This is a genomic window from Nitrosospira sp. Nl5 (assembly GCF_900102495.1).
In the GTDB taxonomy this organism is placed as follows: domain Bacteria; phylum Pseudomonadota; class Gammaproteobacteria; order Burkholderiales; family Nitrosomonadaceae; genus Nitrosospira.
In genome coordinates, this window is the sequence record NZ_FMVQ01000004.1 from 147,875 (window position 1) to 162,957 (window position 15,083).

Annotated in this window: 22 protein-coding genes; 9 read left to right on the top strand and 13 right to left on the bottom strand. The window is 54.4% G+C overall.

What is annotated here, in order from left to right; all coding sequences use genetic code 11:
* Positions 1–26 precede the first annotated feature (26 nt).
* From BLP45_RS05955 to BLP45_RS05975, 4 genes are all read right to left on the bottom strand, one after another.
* Entirely contained in the window at positions 27–551 is a 525-nt protein-coding gene (locus BLP45_RS05955; protein WP_090370751.1) for a hypothetical protein, read from the bottom strand.
* Positions 552–790: 239 nt separating this feature from the next.
* The gene (locus BLP45_RS05965; protein ID WP_143002407.1) at positions 791–1,402 is read right to left on the bottom strand and encodes a hypothetical protein; all 612 of its coding nucleotides are present in this window, start codon (positions 1,400–1,402) and stop codon (positions 791–793) included.
* A 113-nt stretch (positions 1,403–1,515) separates the two neighbouring features.
* A complete protein-coding gene (locus BLP45_RS05970; protein WP_090370757.1) occupies positions 1,516–2,187 on the bottom strand; it encodes a DUF6475 domain-containing protein in 672 nt (223 codons plus the stop codon).
* On the bottom strand, positions 2,174–3,151 hold the full coding sequence (locus BLP45_RS05975) for a YdaU family protein (protein ID WP_143002408.1): 978 nt from the start codon (positions 3,149–3,151) through the stop codon (positions 2,174–2,176). Before BLP45_RS05975 ends, BLP45_RS05970 begins: the two co-directional genes overlap by 14 nt.
* Before the next feature lie 189 nt (positions 3,152–3,340).
* Between BLP45_RS05975 and BLP45_RS05980 the strand changes: the two genes are divergently transcribed.
* From BLP45_RS05980 to BLP45_RS05990, 3 genes are all read left to right on the top strand, one after another.
* Positions 3,341–3,889: a helix-turn-helix transcriptional regulator gene (locus tag BLP45_RS05980; RefSeq protein ID WP_090370761.1), complete on the top strand. Its 549-nt coding sequence runs from the start codon at positions 3,341–3,343 to the stop codon at positions 3,887–3,889.
* Between the two features lie 186 nt (positions 3,890–4,075).
* Positions 4,076–4,372 carry a hypothetical protein gene (locus tag BLP45_RS05985; protein WP_256327715.1) on the top strand — a complete coding sequence of 99 codons (297 nt, stop codon included), beginning with the start codon at positions 4,076–4,078 and terminating at the stop codon, positions 4,370–4,372.
* The gene (locus BLP45_RS05990) at positions 4,372–4,605 is read left to right on the top strand and encodes a hypothetical protein (RefSeq protein WP_090370765.1); all 234 of its coding nucleotides are present in this window, start codon (positions 4,372–4,374) and stop codon (positions 4,603–4,605) included. The genes BLP45_RS05985 and BLP45_RS05990 overlap by 1 nt, the downstream gene beginning before the upstream one ends.
* Before the next feature lie 152 nt (positions 4,606–4,757).
* Here BLP45_RS05990 and BLP45_RS05995 read toward each other — a convergent pair whose 3' ends face one another.
* A complete protein-coding gene (locus BLP45_RS05995; RefSeq protein ID WP_256327716.1) occupies positions 4,758–5,564 on the bottom strand; it encodes a PEPxxWA-CTERM sorting domain-containing protein in 807 nt (268 codons plus the stop codon).
* Between the two features lie 405 nt (positions 5,565–5,969).
* Here BLP45_RS05995 and BLP45_RS06000 point away from each other — a divergent pair, with 405 nt between their 5' ends.
* Positions 5,970–6,302: a hypothetical protein gene (locus BLP45_RS06000; protein WP_090370767.1), complete on the top strand. Its 333-nt coding sequence runs from the start codon at positions 5,970–5,972 to the stop codon at positions 6,300–6,302.
* A 369-nt stretch (positions 6,303–6,671) separates the two neighbouring features.
* Positions 6,672–6,905: a hypothetical protein gene (locus BLP45_RS06005; RefSeq protein ID WP_090370769.1), complete on the top strand. Its 234-nt coding sequence runs from the start codon at positions 6,672–6,674 to the stop codon at positions 6,903–6,905.
* A 99-nt stretch (positions 6,906–7,004) separates the two neighbouring features.
* Here the strand turns inward: BLP45_RS06005 and BLP45_RS14580 are convergent, their stop codons facing one another.
* The 5 genes from BLP45_RS14580 to BLP45_RS06030 all read right to left on the bottom strand — a co-directional run bounded on the left by BLP45_RS14580 (position 7,005) and on the right by BLP45_RS06030 (position 9,642).
* Positions 7,005–7,649, bottom strand: a complete 645-nt coding sequence (locus BLP45_RS14580; RefSeq protein ID WP_176754676.1) for an FxDxF family PEP-CTERM protein — start codon at positions 7,647–7,649, stop codon at positions 7,005–7,007.
* Positions 7,650–7,899: 250 nt separating this feature from the next.
* Positions 7,900–8,061 (bottom strand): hypothetical protein, encoded by a 162-nt coding sequence (locus BLP45_RS14775; protein ID WP_218117958.1) that lies wholly within the window; start codon positions 8,059–8,061, stop codon positions 7,900–7,902.
* Positions 8,062–8,090: 29 nt separating this feature from the next.
* Positions 8,091–8,618 (bottom strand): DUF4142 domain-containing protein, encoded by a 528-nt coding sequence (locus BLP45_RS06020; protein WP_090370773.1) that lies wholly within the window; start codon positions 8,616–8,618, stop codon positions 8,091–8,093.
* Positions 8,619–8,699: 81 nt separating this feature from the next.
* A complete protein-coding gene (locus BLP45_RS06025; protein ID WP_090370775.1) occupies positions 8,700–9,305 on the bottom strand; it encodes a Fic family protein in 606 nt (201 codons plus the stop codon).
* Positions 9,298–9,642: a CopG family ribbon-helix-helix protein gene (locus tag BLP45_RS06030; protein WP_090370777.1), complete on the bottom strand. Its 345-nt coding sequence runs from the start codon at positions 9,640–9,642 to the stop codon at positions 9,298–9,300. Before BLP45_RS06030 ends, BLP45_RS06025 begins: the two co-directional genes overlap by 8 nt.
* Positions 9,643–10,061: 419 nt before the next feature.
* Here BLP45_RS06030 and BLP45_RS06035 point away from each other — a divergent pair, with 419 nt between their 5' ends.
* The 3 genes from BLP45_RS06035 to BLP45_RS06045 all read left to right on the top strand — a co-directional run bounded on the left by BLP45_RS06035 (position 10,062) and on the right by BLP45_RS06045 (position 13,440).
* On the top strand, positions 10,062–10,928 hold the full coding sequence (locus BLP45_RS06035; protein ID WP_090370779.1) for a hypothetical protein: 867 nt from the start codon (positions 10,062–10,064) through the stop codon (positions 10,926–10,928).
* Positions 10,929–11,179: 251 nt separating this feature from the next.
* On the top strand, positions 11,180–11,599 hold the full coding sequence (locus tag BLP45_RS06040; protein ID WP_090370781.1) for a DUF1810 domain-containing protein: 420 nt from the start codon (positions 11,180–11,182) through the stop codon (positions 11,597–11,599).
* A 380-nt stretch (positions 11,600–11,979) separates the two neighbouring features.
* Positions 11,980–13,440: an exonuclease domain-containing protein gene (locus BLP45_RS06045; protein WP_090370783.1), complete on the top strand. Its 1,461-nt coding sequence runs from the start codon at positions 11,980–11,982 to the stop codon at positions 13,438–13,440.
* Positions 13,441–13,483: 43 nt separating this feature from the next.
* Here the strand turns inward: BLP45_RS06045 and BLP45_RS06050 are convergent, their stop codons facing one another.
* From BLP45_RS06050 to BLP45_RS14345, 3 genes are all read right to left on the bottom strand, one after another.
* Positions 13,484–13,966 carry a VOC family protein gene (locus BLP45_RS06050; RefSeq protein WP_090370785.1) on the bottom strand — a complete coding sequence of 161 codons (483 nt, stop codon included), beginning with the start codon at positions 13,964–13,966 and terminating at the stop codon, positions 13,484–13,486.
* A gap of 169 nt (positions 13,967–14,135) precedes the next feature.
* Positions 14,136–14,429, bottom strand: coding sequence for a hypothetical protein (locus tag BLP45_RS06055; RefSeq protein ID WP_090370786.1), 294 nt, complete (start codon positions 14,427–14,429; stop codon positions 14,136–14,138).
* 75 nt (positions 14,430–14,504) lie between these two features.
* Entirely contained in the window at positions 14,505–14,720 is a 216-nt protein-coding gene (locus BLP45_RS14345; protein WP_143002409.1) for a hypothetical protein, read from the bottom strand.
* A 44-nt stretch (positions 14,721–14,764) separates the two neighbouring features.
* Here BLP45_RS14345 and BLP45_RS06065 point away from each other — a divergent pair, with 44 nt between their 5' ends.
* Positions 14,765–15,079: a hypothetical protein gene (locus BLP45_RS06065; RefSeq protein WP_143002410.1), complete on the top strand. Its 315-nt coding sequence runs from the start codon at positions 14,765–14,767 to the stop codon at positions 15,077–15,079.
* The last annotated feature ends 4 nt before the right edge of the window (positions 15,080–15,083 follow it).

Below are 15,083 nucleotides of genomic sequence, written 5' to 3' on the forward strand. Positions count from 1 at the left end.
TGGCGTCTTTTCGACAGGCAGGATTTCTACCCTGTCTGCCCGGCCACGGAGTCCGGCAGCAAGTCCCGGCTCTCCATTTCCATGCGCAACCTGTCCATCGCCTGCGCATGGATCACGTCCAGCGCGTCATAGGCCTGGTTGCGGTAGGACACTGCCTTGAGCATGCCGCACGACATGGATTTTCGTATCTCGCGCAGCCCTATCTTTTCCCCGCAATAGGCACGGATAATCTTCTCGATGCTCCTGCGGCTATGCAACCCCGTACCGAAGTTTGCCGCCAGATGGGACGCCAGCAGATCGAATCCGCTGGCTTCCCTGCCAAACTGGATGCGCACATAGGCCATATGCAGGGCAGGCAACACGCGTTCGCACAAACTGAGGATCAACGCCGCCTGCGCGTGGCGGTCGTGCGCGGTCAGTTCACCATTCCCTCCCGCCCCCCCTGCCCTGTTGCCTTCGCGCATATCATTGACGGACGATATTTTTACGATGGGCCTGCTGGTCGTTTCATAAGCCCATCCCAGGGCGCGTTCCGGACTGCTGAATTTCATTTGTCATGCTCCTTAGGTTGATATAACGCGCAACGCTTCCCATGTTTGCGCCCTTTCCCGCAATACTTCACGGACTGCGAAACAAGACGCCCGTTTCCAAAAGAGATCACTTCCTCGTGGCGGCAACCCTGGCACGACTGCGCCTGCCTGCGCGCAACAACCTCTTCGGGATTTCCGTACTCCCAACGCTCGAGATCCGGCGAACCGTCGTTTGTCATATCAGCTTTATGCATTCTGCTTTACCATCCCGACCATCCCGTGTCCACGGGTTTGGAAGCTTCGAGTCCCTTTGCGGAATCCGCTGCGTGTTTTGCGGTCTTTAATCTCTTGCAGGTCGGAGCGATATCCTCGACGCCTTCGATCGCACACCACATCGCGAGTCCATCCTCGATATATCCAGCCCGGATAAATGCGGCACCGATATCCTGCCAGCGGCACTCCCGGTCGGCCTTCGACCAGGCCACGCCTCCCCCCATGCCGGCCGCCGAGCCACCGATCGAGTATGTATCTCGGCATGGCGCGGTAGGCACCATCAGGCCGAGCCCGATGTTCGGATTGTTTCGCACACCGGACACGCCCAGATTCATGATCTGGTTATTCCCGCTGTTGTAGGCCGCCCCGCCCTGCCCGCCCGTTGCGGTTGACTCGGAGGCCTGTATCTGCGTTTGAGCCTGGTTTGATGTTGCAAATGCCCCGGCACCCGCCGCGGCTTGAGTACCATTGCCATGATGGAGGTTGATCCCGATATCCGGCGGGACTTGCCCGTGAGCCTCGGCACGAGATTCAGCATGGGCAAACATAGCCATCGCCACCATTGTTGCCGCCCGAGTTATTACCCACGATATTTTCACTCAGCGCCTCCTGTCCGCTCTTTCCAGTTTTCCAGCTCTTCCATTATTTTCATTACTTCCTGGCTCCCATCTATCGGCCGCCCTAGCCATGCGGTTTCCCGTACGCCGGGCGCTCAACCGTCCTTTGTTGCGTGTCCAGTCCCCTGATTCCACAGCGCTTCGCCCACTGCCTCATCCAGGCCATCGCTCATGCGTTTGAAGCCAAGTGCCGGCCTGTCTGTTCCCCCAAATAACACCTGTCTCGCCAGCTGCTCGTTCCCGATCAGCACCGGTGGATCGGCCTTGAAACCTTTCTGGTTGTTATGCGCGGTGGCAATGCCAACTAAACTTGCGGGATATTCCGGACATTCATTGCGGGAACGAAATCCGCGGTAGCGGTTTTCGAATTCCTTCGCCACGAACGGCCATTCGTCCTCCTTCTTGGTTCCGAGCGCGATCCAGCCGCCCATATCCTGGATCACGCGATGAATCAGCGGATCGTCGAATACCACATCCGCATATGTCCCGATACGGCGCACCGCCTGGTCGACCTTAACCCACGCCCGCAGCGCGGAATCCTGTGTCGAACCTTGCAGCATGCGGATGATGTCGGCGGGTTTCGGCGGGAACTGCCCAGCATCAGGATTAGCCAGGTGGCGATTGAAAGCGTCCACCACCGCGCCCAGGTCATGCCCCTTGAGCGCCGTCCACCATACATCCAGCGCAAAGTTCGATACGCTTCTGCCATAAAACCCCATCACGCCGGCAATCCCGTCTTGAAATTTCTGGAAATCATCCGTTTGCATGCTGAATTTCCTCCAATTCCGGCCCTGCCGGCTCCGTCTTCCGCAATTCCGGCGGCAGCCATCCTTCGGTCGCCGCCTTGTTGGATGCTTCCAGCAGTTCCTGCCTGTTGGGCATTCGTCCCTGATGCAGAACCAGCTTTGCCGCCTCTTCACGCTGCCGTTTCACGGTGCCGATCACATAGGCGAAGCTGGCTTTGCCCCTGGAGGCGGCGTTTCTTGCCGCTTGCACGAACTCCTCCTCCACCGCGCCCGCCTGCAGCAGTGCACGCAGGGTGGGATGGTGCGGATTGCAGCCCTGCACCCCATGCCTGATCATGGTTTTGCAACAGGCGCCGGCCGCGCCGGGTGATATCAAGGCTTCGCTAGCGCTTTCTTCATGCGTTTCAGCAAAAGGAGCAACTCCAGGGTCAGGCAACGGGGTTGGCAAATACGCCTGCTCTTTCGACGGGTAAATAGTCTGTGTATGGTTATGTTCCCTGTTTTGATGGAGTTGGTGCTGGTGCTGGGAAGCTTTGCCGCCGGGTTCCCGCTGCATGGCTTCCGGATTTATTTCCGGGTTCGGATTTTCCGAACCCCCAGTTAACCCGCCAGGTTTTTGTTGAACTCCCTCCCCGGTTTCTTTCCTGCTTCCGTCTTTTGGCGGGCGCCCCCCCTTCCTGCCGTTGATTCGTGCCGCCTCGATTTTCGGCCTGGCTTTTGCGATTTCGCGATCTGCGCGCGGGTTGTGGCGCAGCCCATCAACCTCCGAAACCGGGAAAAACTGCTCCGCTACCGTTCTGACCGCTTGCTGCTCGATTCGCGTCATGGCCCTGCATACTCTGAAAAGGCTGGGGAACTCTTTGGGCAGCGGCTTTTCAACACTGAAATAGGTATCCAGCAGCATGGTATAAGCGCCGTGTTCCGCCAGCGAAAGGTGAGCGGTGTCACGCTGGTAGTCGCCGCAATAGCGTTCGTAATAGTTCATCGAAATAACGCTGTTTTCTTCATTTTGATTGGCAATACCCTTCAAGGAACGTGGTGAATCCAGTTTTTTTCACCAAAATCGGTGATTTTCCTGATCAGCAAGCCTATGGCGGCATTATTACAAGTATTACTTGTATCTGTCAAGCTATTCTTGTAAGCGTGCCGCAAGCGTTGCTTGTATTATGGATTCATGAATATCGCTAAAATAATTCGCGAAGGACGGGAAAAACTTGACTTGAACCAGTCTCAGCTGGCAGAACTGGTTGGCGTATCTCCACAGGCTGTCCAGCAATGGGAATCCGGCGCGACCCAGCCGCGTGGAAAGAGATTGAACAGGATTGCGGAAGTGCTCAAGCTGCCCGCGGCGGTGATGCATTTTGGCGCGGCGCACTCCGGGACAACGCCGGAGATACCGGCGGCAACGGCAGCAAAGCCCGCAGGCGCGGCTTCCGGCGGACCTTCCAAAGAAGCCGGAAAGCCTGTTTCCAGCAACGACCCGCTCATAAAACAAGTCGTCAAGGCAATGCAGCACATGTCGAAAGAAGATGCCGCCCGGCTGGTGAAAATCAGTGAGGCGCTTGTTCGCGAAGTGCCTGTTGAAGCACCGGAAACAGCAACCGCGGTAGACGTGAAACCCTTGCCGGTACCGGATCTGGCTCCTCACCCGCCTCCGGCATTTCCTCCGCGGCGGGTGCCCGATGCGGCAACAAAGACTCGGGGAAAGACGGCAATCAGATAGAAGGCAACAAAACAGACCCCAGCAAAACCGCCGGAAATTCGACAGACGTGGAAGAAATTAGTGGTGCGGAGCACACTGCCGGTGCAATGCGCGGAAAAAGCATGATTGCATAACGGACGCAAATCAGTATAACCAGGGGGGCGTTAAAACGACCGGATTGCGGCAGCAGGATTTTTCACGGAGGCGATGATGAAATCAATTGTTACACAGGTTACAGTGAGTATTGCCGCAGTATTGATGGCTGGGATTGTGTTTGCCGATACGCCGCAACTCAGAGACCGGCAGACTGGAAAATACCTTGGAAATCTCAGCGCCAATCCGTATGATCCCAATTCCACCAGCAACCCCTATGGGCAATACGGGAGCAAATACAGTCCCGATTCCATCAATAATCCCCACGGCAAATATGGCAGCCCATACAGCAACGATAGCGCAACCAACCCCTACGCGACCAACCCTCCCGCAATAGTCGACCCACAATAATGAAAACAGGACCAAAACTCTACGATGACCTGGAAATGCTGCTTGCTTTCCACGTTTCGGAAAAAGCGCGCGCCAGATGGGATCACCGTATCATGCAACTACCGGAGCACCTGCAGGCAGCCGAGAAGCGCAACTACACGCTCGAGCAAGCGGTAAAGGAAGTGCTGGCGGAAGTCGCCGAAGTCGCGTTGCTCATCAAGGAACTGGAGAGCCAGCACGACGTAGGGCGCTAGCAAGGGAAGCGCATTGCGCCGGGATGAGGGAATAGGATTCCCTTATGCAATGATATTTTTATGTGCCTTTGCGCCTTGCCGAGGATACGCCTGAATATGAAAACGACATCCGGCGCAATGCGCTTCGCTTATTGGCGCCCTACCCTGGTCCCTTATTTGGCGCGGGTTATTTCCCGCGCCTTCCTGCGCCGCACAGTGAAGCCGACCATGCCCAGACCGGCCAGCATGAGGGCGTAGGAGGCTGGCTCGGGAATTACGGTGGCGAGGACCTGTCCCCGGTTATTGATGTCGATAGCCGTGCCTAAGTACGACCCATCCGGCAAATCCACATATGAATTGAGATCGGTCATCCCCACGCCGTTGGGGCCGGTAATGAAGGCGTGGTGAGTCCATGCAGCGGTGCTGGAAGACCCCACCACCTGGCCGGCATCGTTGATGGCATCGGCGGAGATGGAATTCGCACCCGGCATACTGAATTCGGTCATGCCCACGCCGTTCGGGCCGGTGATAAAGGCATCATTACTTCCCCCGATGGCTTCGGAATACCCCACCACCTGACCGGCGTCGTTGATGCCACGTGCGGAGCTTTCATTTCCACCCAGCGTGCCGAGGTCGGTCATCCCCACGCCGTTCGGACCGGTGATGAAGGCATGGAAGCTTCTCTCAGTGATGTAGGAATGTCCCATCACCTGCCCGGCATCGTTGATGCCGGTGGCGAAGCTGTCACCCCCACCCAGAGTGCCCAGATCGGTCATCCCCACGCCGTTGGGCCCGGTGATGAAGGCATGGAAGCCCCCTCCGATGGCTTTGGAGTACCCTGCCACCTGCCCGGCATCGTTGATGCCGGTGGCGGAGCTGTCACCCCCACCCAGAGTGCCCAGATCGGTCATCCCCACGCCGTTGGGCCCGGTGATGAAGGCATGGAAGCCCCCTCCGATGGCTTTGGAGTACCCTGCCACCTGCCGGCATCGTTGATGCCGGTGGCGGAGCTGTAACGCCCGCCCAATGTGCCGAGATCGGTCATCCCCACGCCATTGGCCTGTTCTCAAGATAGGCGATGAATTCTAATTGTCAAGACAGAACGGCAAACCATGCCGTTGCCCCATCCCGCCGGATTGTCATAAGTGCGCCCAAAATCTCATGGGGTTGCCTTTAACGCCTTGTAATGGCGTACATGCCCTGTAACGGTTGATCCTGCTGCTGACGTCAGGTAATATAACCGGGCATCGCTCCGAGTCCCATTATATCCGTTAGCACGGCCTCCTCCCTTTGTTATCGTAGCGGGATAGTCAAAGCAATAGCCGGCGTTCCACCCGCCACTAAAGCGCTTGGCCGTTAATCGTAGTCCCTTTGGAGTTTTAATCATGAAGCCCATCATTCTCGCCTTGCTCAGCACATTGATCCTGTCCGCATGCGTCACCGCGGCTAAGTTGGATGGCGTGCGTGCCGGCATGACAAAAACAGAGGTCATAAACCGCGCAGGCAGCCCGGATGGTTACCAACGCAACGGCGATTACGAAGTATTGCTCTATTCGAAGCGGCGTCCCGGCGGCTGGTCTATTTTTACCGGCTCGACTTATAATCTGATTGATTATTCCGTGATTTTAAAAGATGACCACGTAATCGAATTCGGCCCCGGGAAAACGTATGAGCGGGGCCAGAACGAAACGCCTTTCGTGCGAATTCCACAGCGTTAACGCTTTTCTTCCCCTTGGCAGCTGTCGGACTTAAAGAAATTGGCTGCAAAAACCCGACAAGCTGCTAGCGTCAATCCGCGATAAGAACCATCGCGCTCGCTGTTAGCGGTACAAACATTGCTTGACAATTACAAGTATAACTTGTAAAGTCTACCTCATGCCGCAAAGCAGCGCGGCATGGCAATACCGCGAAACAGATGTGTGGCCCGAGCCGGCATAGCCTCGATCCAGTAAGCCCCCTGTGGCGTGGAAAGACAAGCGGTCAGCGACGGAAAAGCGCAAAGAAATGCCCAGGCTGTGCCTGGCGCGGAATTCGGCCCGACTTGAAAGGGCACAGGCAGACGTTGTAGTTATTAGGCTGGAGTGATCATGGGGCGCTGGGCTGAATTATGGACAGAACACCGCCCAGCGCCCCTAAATCTCACTGATACGGAGATACTGGACTGGCTGGGAGAGTACTGCGACCAGGCGGTTTATACCCGCCCGACATCCGAATATTCAGGCGGCTTCACCTTATACTGCGACGAGGTCAAGTCGAGTGGGCCGACTCTGCGTGAGGCTGTTTGCCTGGCGGCGGCGAAGCTGGATGAAATTAACGAATAACGATTCAGCCGCCCTCTGCTATTGCGCCTCTCTCAATCCGTTTTGCCCCGAACCGGAATTAAAAAGGGGCCGGAGCCCCCTCCTGAAGCATATTCGCGCTTACTTGCCGGGAGAAGTCTTTTTCCGGCGGGCCATCGCGCCAAGCAGGCCCAGGCCGGCCAGCAACATGGCATAGGTTTCCGGCTCGGGTACCGCGCTGACATTGAAATCCATCTGGTAGTCGACAACCGCATGCGTTTCCGACATGAACATGGTGTAGTTGCCAGCGCCCAACGGGGCCGTCAAACCGGTTCCGCCAAACTCCGGGCCGAGGTCGAACCTGCTCAGGATGTCCTCGCTTTCCCTGATAAGCGCATTACTGAGATTGGAACCGACCGTTTCAAAGCCGGTGCCGATCTCCAGTCCGCCCTGTATCCCGAAGTAGGAGCCGCCACCCGCATCTCCGCTGACAGGGGTGTATGTCAAGTCAATCGCCGTGAGCTGCTGGCCGACGGGAATTTCGAAACTGAAAACGTCCGTATCCCTGCCGGCTGCATCCGAATTTCCAAAACTGCCCGTAATGGTGCTGACCCCAGGTGTCATTATCCCGGCAAACGTTCCCGGACTGACGCCGGACGACTCCAGGTTGGCAGCCGCGAAATCGCCGCTTGCAGTCTCGTCATAGGCGATAGCGGCACTCGCGATTCCAGGCAGCAGCAACGCCAGCCCGCAGATAGCTCGGATCACAACTCGATTATTATGCATTGTCGATTCTCCTCAAGTATCGATTAAAGAAAAGATGCCGCGTATCGCCATTGCGAACGGTGATTGGCGCATTGCATGGCACCGTTGCTTCCACATCTCGCGAGCATCCTGTCCAGATAAGCCGTTGGCAATGTGGTTGTTCTGCAAGGCCGGCGGTGCCTGACTGGCAAAAACTCGTCGGAACCGGTGATTTCGGCTCCGTCAATCGATTCTACAACCATCCACACCAGCATCCTACAGTCCGTTCGGACTAGTGTGAAACTTCCACGCGATTAATTTCCCTCCACGAGTCAGGGGGTGAGTCGAGACCGCTCGCGCCTGATCCGTTGACTCCGGCGATAAAAACAGGCATCGAGCCATGGCCGCCTTTAGCCCGCTTGCCACCCATCGGTCCCGCATTGATTGTCGGCAACGTAGCTCGCTTCTAATCCACTGCTCTCCCTATTTCTTTCTACCCAACGACTTCTTGATCAGCTTGGCCTGCTCAAGATGCCCGGAAAGCCGTGGACGCATCTGGTCCAACAAACTCTTCAATCCCTCATCGGTGGCGTCGGGGATCAGTTTGCTGTCCCACAGGTCGAGCGCTTGTTGATGGGATTCCACTTCATGACCCATATAATCCAGATCAAACAATATGCCGCCCAACTCCTTGAGCTTCGCCAGATATTGTTCCTCGTTAGCTTTCAGGCTGTCGCTGGTCGAACTGCTCTGGGGCGTTACATTGTTCTTTTTCGCCCAGTCGTTGAATAGCGAGCTGGCCTTGGTATGCTCGTCGATCAAACGTTGGCCGAACATCTTGACGTCAGGCTGAGATGACACGGATTGCGCCAATTTGGCAGCATCGATTTTAGCCTCGTTCACGGCTATGACGACACCGATGATTTCCGCATCATGCAATGCTTTCGTTTCAGCAAAGACCGCAAAGGCGGGGGCGATCAGAGCGACAGCCAGGATGAGTAATTTTTTCATGGAAAGGCTCCTTATTGTTCAATTCCGGGAATCACCATGGTACGCGTCAAGGCGGAAATCGTGTTGCCTTTTGACGAGAGTTCAGTCAACCGTGAAATCTCTCAGCATTTCCTGGAAAACTTTCACAGTTGGCTTCCAGTCTCCGCGCATGGCCTTCTCCCCGGCGCTACTGTAACCCCCGTCCGGCCTCGGGCGCAGACGCACGAATGGGGGAAGGCCGTAACGCATTAACAGGCTGTTGGCCCAAAAACGGGCAGTACGGCCGTTGCCGTTGGCAAACGGATGGATGCGCACCCATTCCGCATGCGTCCAGGCGCAGAGATTGATAGCCGCCATCGCGCTATCCGCATCGAGTTCTTTGTCGATCGGTATCAACTCATCGAGCGCGGCGACGGTTTCCTGCAACTTATGCTCAAAAGCTTTGAGCTCACTCTCCACTTCGCTGGCAGGCGCGCCGCGGTAATCGCCAATTGCTATCTCGTATTCCTTGATCGGCCCGGCTTCGCCCCGGAACTTCCCGACGTACTGTGAGTCAGGCACATCGAGTCCGTGCATCGTTGCGCTTTGCCATTCGCGCGCGTCTTCGACTGTTGGAGTCTCGCGGCGCCGCGAAGCATCCCGAATCCTGCTCAGCGCCCGGACGAGGTTGTGCCGTAGCTGAGGACTGTCGTCGTCCCAGTCAACCATTCAATAACTTGTGTACCTTCGTTTGGGCGGGGCCAAGCTCCTTCGTGTGCTGTCCTTCAAGAGGATCGTCCAAGGTAGCTTCAGCCTCGGCGAACGCGATAATCGCCTGCTCGAAATTCGGATCGGATTCGCGGTAGCTGCGAAGCTTGGCAAGACTGGCCTCAAGGTCTCCCTCAAGCTCCTTGCTGCGCCTCTCAACGAACGTCCTAACAGCCTCGTTCACCAATTGATTGAGCGGACGCTTAAGGCCTTTTGCCAGCATCGACAGGCGTTGCTGAATATCGGGCTCTATCCGGAAGGTTGTCGCCTTCGGCTTGACGGCTGTCTTCTTTGTCATGGTTGGTCTCCTTAGCGTATCAGGGGGAAGTCTCTCCTAGATTAGGCGGGTGATAAGGTGATGTCAAATTTATATTTTGACGTCAATTTTTCTGATATAAATTGCTGCACACGCCGAGTTCTTCAACGTGCATATTTCCCATAGTTTCCATGTAACAGTCTTCTTTTCCGTACTGTAAATTGCAACGCTATTTCCCAGGACCCTTTTTGGTTATTTGATTTGGCGCAATTCGCCGTTTCTTTTCTAGTAATTCCAAAAAAAAATGCTATGGTTAAATCGTTTAAAAATGTTCCATTCATTTATAGATGAGGTAGATGAGTTTTATTAAAAAATTCGCGTGAAGCGGATTAATATTTTTCGTATCGCTCGTTGACTTAGATGTTCATAAGTTATTGGACGTCATGTAGGGGTGAAATGCTATGCAGAACAATCGTAAAGATCCCAACCCGATCAACGACTCTCTACCTTGGGGCTTCCATCTGACAGAGGCCACCTTGCGGCAAATTCATCAAAATCTTCAGACGCACGCCGCCAAAGCAGGGGGAGCAACGGCCGTTGAGAACAACACTGTAGTACTACGAGATGGATCCCGACTTTCGAATCTTTCGCTCGACAGCATATTGGCGCAACGTACACAAGGGAGCAAGGCAATTGAATGCCTCCAAATTGAATTCGTAGGGGAAGTAGACTCCGAACCTTGGAGGCTTTCAGTATTGTTTCAGGGTGGAAATCTGAATCGAAAATCTGAGACCGGCATAATTTATTCTATTGTAGGGCCATCTCGCGACTGGGCAGTGATTGCCTCAACTGAGATCAAAGATCTTCTTCTTCGCGCTAAAAAACGCTTCACCTGGTCATATTTGCTTAGTAGTCCATGGTCGGTTCCGTTTTTCCTCGCCATCGCGTGGGTGTGTCTTGAAGTACTAACATTAATTTTTGATCCACAAAGTTTGGCGACTCCTGTTGACAAGCTCGAAAAAGCTTACATCTCAAACACATTTGCTAATGCGACCGAAGCAATAATCTTTCTAGAGAGAGCCAAGCTAGAGGTTCAACCCGACCGGGTTGCTTTTTTTGCTTTATATGTCGTCGGTATGCTAATTGCTATGTTTATAGTTTTTTGGGTAGTGCCTAGATTCATGCCTTCCTATATATTTGCATGGGGGGACGCGTTAAGTGCCTACGAAAAAAGAAAAGCTTTTATCGCTAGATTTCAAGACGTAATAGTCGGAGGTTTATTGGTCTCCCTAATAGGTAGCGCGATTTACAGTTTTTTCACTAAGTAGTGGCGGTTAAATCACCAAGTGTCGACAGTTTCCGCAACTTATACTCAAAAGTTTAGGTTCACTCTCCACTTCATTCGCGGAAATACCACGATGAGTTCTTTCAGCGTATCTTTACGTCACTCGCATGCACGTTACTCCTATTATCTTTAACCCGCCCGATGCCAGAATCCCAGTGGATAAATTTACAGTCCACTCTGACGAACCCTAATGCAGAACAATTGATGATTGATGATTGACGATTCAGAAGAAACGTGAACGATCCATACCATCTGCAACGCTTCGTGGATGCCCAGCAACCCGTCTTTGAAAACGTCTGCCGCGAACTGCGCGATGGTAGAAAGCGAAGTCACTGGATGTGGTTTGTTTTTCCGCAAATCAAGGGCTTGGGCCACAGCGACATGGCGATCAAGTTTGCGATCTCCTCTCGTGAAGAAGCGGAGGCGTACCTCAACCATCCTGTCCTCGGCCCACGACTGCGGGAGTGCAGCCGAATCGTGGCTGCCCTCGACGGGCGCGCAATCGAAGATATTTTTGGCCACCCGGATACCGTGAAATTTCAATCCTCGATGACCCTGTTTGCGCACGTCGCCACCGACAACAAAGTCTTTAATGACTGCCTGCGCAAATATTTCGGAGGAGAGCATGACCCCCTCACGCTTGCTCATCTTTGAGCACCCAAGATTCCTGAACGATGCAAGGGAGCCATTCCTTCCCATCGATACGTATTTATTGTACGATCTTTCAACAGGCATGAATCCAGCTCATTTAAAAAATATGCCGGACAATTTTCGCCAGGATGGGTGGAGTGCAGCGCAACCCATCGATCTCGGCGTATCCCGTACCTTACATCTTCATATGAATCTAACGTCTTGCCGTCTGGCGCATTATGCTGGTTGGTTATCCTGAATGGTTTTGATGGGTTACGCTGCGCTCCACCCATCCTACATATTCATTACGCATAATCTCCAAACTGGCATGGTTCCTAAGCACAGTGGAGGGTGAGCATCAGCTGATGCAGGGAAACCAGCTGCAACGATATTAACCGCAAAGAATGGAAAACTTCTCCGCCCTGCCCGACTTCGTAATCCTGGATCTGGAGACCACCGGAACCACGCCCTTGCACGACCGCATTACCGAGATTGCTCTTATCCGGTTTGAAAACGGAGTGGAGACTGATCGTTGGGAAACCCTGGTTAATCCCGGCATCAGCATTCCGCCATTCATTTCGCACCTGACCGGCATCACCAACGAGATGGTGAAAGACGCTCCCACTTTCGAGGAAATCGCCCACAAGCTCTACAGCTGCATCGAAGGTTCCGTGCTGGCGGCGCATAACGTCCGGTTTGATCATGGCTTCCTCAAGAGCGAATTCAAGCGCCTGGGCGCCGTGCTTCGGCAAAAGGTCATGTGTACCGTGAAGCTATCCCGCAAGCTCTATCCCCAGCATAGAGGCCACGGCCTTGACGCCATCATGTGCCGCCATGGGCTCACTACCCATGCACGCCATCGGGCGATGGGCGATGTCGAGCTGGTGGTGGCTTATCTTGAACTGGCCAAACGCGAATTAGGGGAAACCCGGGTGGTGGAAGCGATTGCGTCGTTGCTGAAGGGGCCAAGTTTACCAGCCGGCCTCGATGCCGCCTTCCTGGACGAGATTCCCGACAGCCCGGGGGTGTATCTTTTCTATGGCGAAAACGATCTCCCGCTCTACATAGGCAAGAGTGTTGCCTTGCGGTCTCGCGTCATGTCGCACTTCAGCAGCGATCATGCATCCAGCAAGGATATGCGCATCGGGCAGCAAGTCAGCCGCGTCGAATGGGTGGAAACGGCCGGGGAACTGGGGGCGCTGTTATTGGAATCAAGATTGATAAAAGAACGTCGACCAGCCTATAACCGGCGGCTACGCTCTCCAGGGAAATTATTCTCGCTGAGCCTCGCAGGTGGTCTCAATCAAGTGCCGCTGGTCAACATCGTCACGGGGGACGATATCCATCCGGAATTATTCGAATATTTGTTCGGGCTGTTCCGTTCGAAGCGGGCGGCGATCGAAGCGCTGCGCGGAATGGCTGCCGACAACAGGCTATGTCCGCGAGTGATCGGCATTGAAAGCGGAAAGGGCACGTGTTTTGCGCATCAACTGAAACGCTGCGATGGCGTATGCGCCGGCAAGGAACCGGCCGAGATCCATTACTTGCGTCTCAAGCAGGCGCTGGTTCCGCACCGCCTGAAGCGTTGGCCCTACCCGGGCAGGATCGGCATTCGTGAATATTGCGAAGCCACCAGTGGCAGCCAGCTTCACGTTTTTGACAGCTGGTGCCACGTGGGAACGGTGGAAGACGAATCGGAGCTTGAAGACGTGTTGAAAACACGCTCATCCTTGAGCTTCGATCCGGACACTTATCAGCTATTGCAGAAGAGCCTGAGAAGAAACATGGCGATCATTCATCTGGAGACGTCGAAAGACCGGGCTGCGATGGACGGCGGCGGGCGTAAAACGCTGCTCCCGGTTTAGCCCGGCTCAGATCGCTCGCCCGGCTACCGGGATTTCAATCCCGTTAATGCCCCAGGACCGGAAACTTCCCGGTAAGCACCCAGGCTTCAGTCGCAACGCGCAATGACTTGCTCAGGTATTCCATGCGCACGCCCATCTTGTCGGGTGCGGTAATAATGGCATTGACAGGTTTGTCGCACTCCGGGCGTATCAGCGCATCGATATCGATACCTTGCTGCTTTAATTTATCTATCCTGCCTTCCATATCCGGTTCCCAAATGCCAAAGTAGAGAATCCGCCCTGCATTTTTCTCCGAAAATATCCCGCTGCCATTGGCTTGAATCAACTCCAGATACGGAGGCAGCGCCCTTGAGTACGTCGCGACCACCTTTATGCTTTCGGTTTGTTGCGTCCGCGGATTTTCAATGCACAATACGCTATCCGTTGGTTCGGTAAACTTTACGCCTAGCACATTGGAGTAATGCTCGACGGCTGCCCGGTAATCATGAACAACGATCCCAATATGGTAGTAGATGGGCTTGAACATCCTGTACTCCGCTTTTATTGGGAATCACAAATCATTTTTTCAGGCAACCGGTTGCGGACAGGACTATTTCAATGCCGCATTCTCTCCCGCATTATGACATGCCTCATGCGCCGCAAGCCGCCCTTACCATGACTTTCGATGCAAGGGCAGATGGTGAGCAGAATATAGCTCATATGTCTCCATCATGCCTCTCCTGCCACGTGAGAAATAAAACGGCAATAACGATTATTGTGACCGGCATGACAACGTAGAAACCAAGCGCGTAACCTGCTCCATTATCGTGGTCATGAGGAAGCGGACTGCTGAGTATCTTATAAGCGTGAAACATGCTGACCATAAGAACCAGGACCAGGCCCGCAACGCGCCGGTTATGGAGCAGGACGCGGCCTGCCACCTGATTGACCAGATGCGCGGCATAGTAGCCGATGAAATAAATCGCGATATAGAAGATCAAAGCACCCATTCGCGTCCCGGATTCAGGTTTAACGGGTCTTATCTGGCGGGACGCGGCAGGGCGGAGTCGCCGGAGAGACCCGCCTTATTTATCCTTCTTGTTCTCGGCGTCGGTCTTTTTCTCCGGTTTTTTCGTATCGTCCTCGCGCTGCTGCTCTGCTTTTTTGGACCGTGCCGCTTTCGCTTCATCCGCTTCGATACGCTTCACGGTCCTTTCCCAGGGGTATTCCCGAGGCTCTTTTTGTGCAAGAACCGGGGCGGAGAGCAATGCGGAGAATAGGACCAGTAGTACTTTATGCATGATATTTCCGGTGAAATAGTCAGGTTTGAATTGTTTATGGATAGATGGCGGGTAATGGCGAGCAATCGGTGGAGCGCTTTTACGAAAAACCCCGAAATTCTCCAGATCGTACGGATCACCCAAAGCTCTTGCCGCGCTGCCCACTCAGGATGTTGCATTATCTTATCCAAAATCCGCCAACGCCTCAAGGTGCGCAAAACGGGGTGCGCAAAACGGTTGCCACCTGGGCCGTCATTCCCGCGAATGGGGTAATCTACGAAGACCGTCATTCCCGCGCACGCGGGAATCTAGACTATCATTTCCTGGAACACGTAAACCCGCAACTGGAGAATCTTGGATTCCCGCATACGCGGGAATGACAAG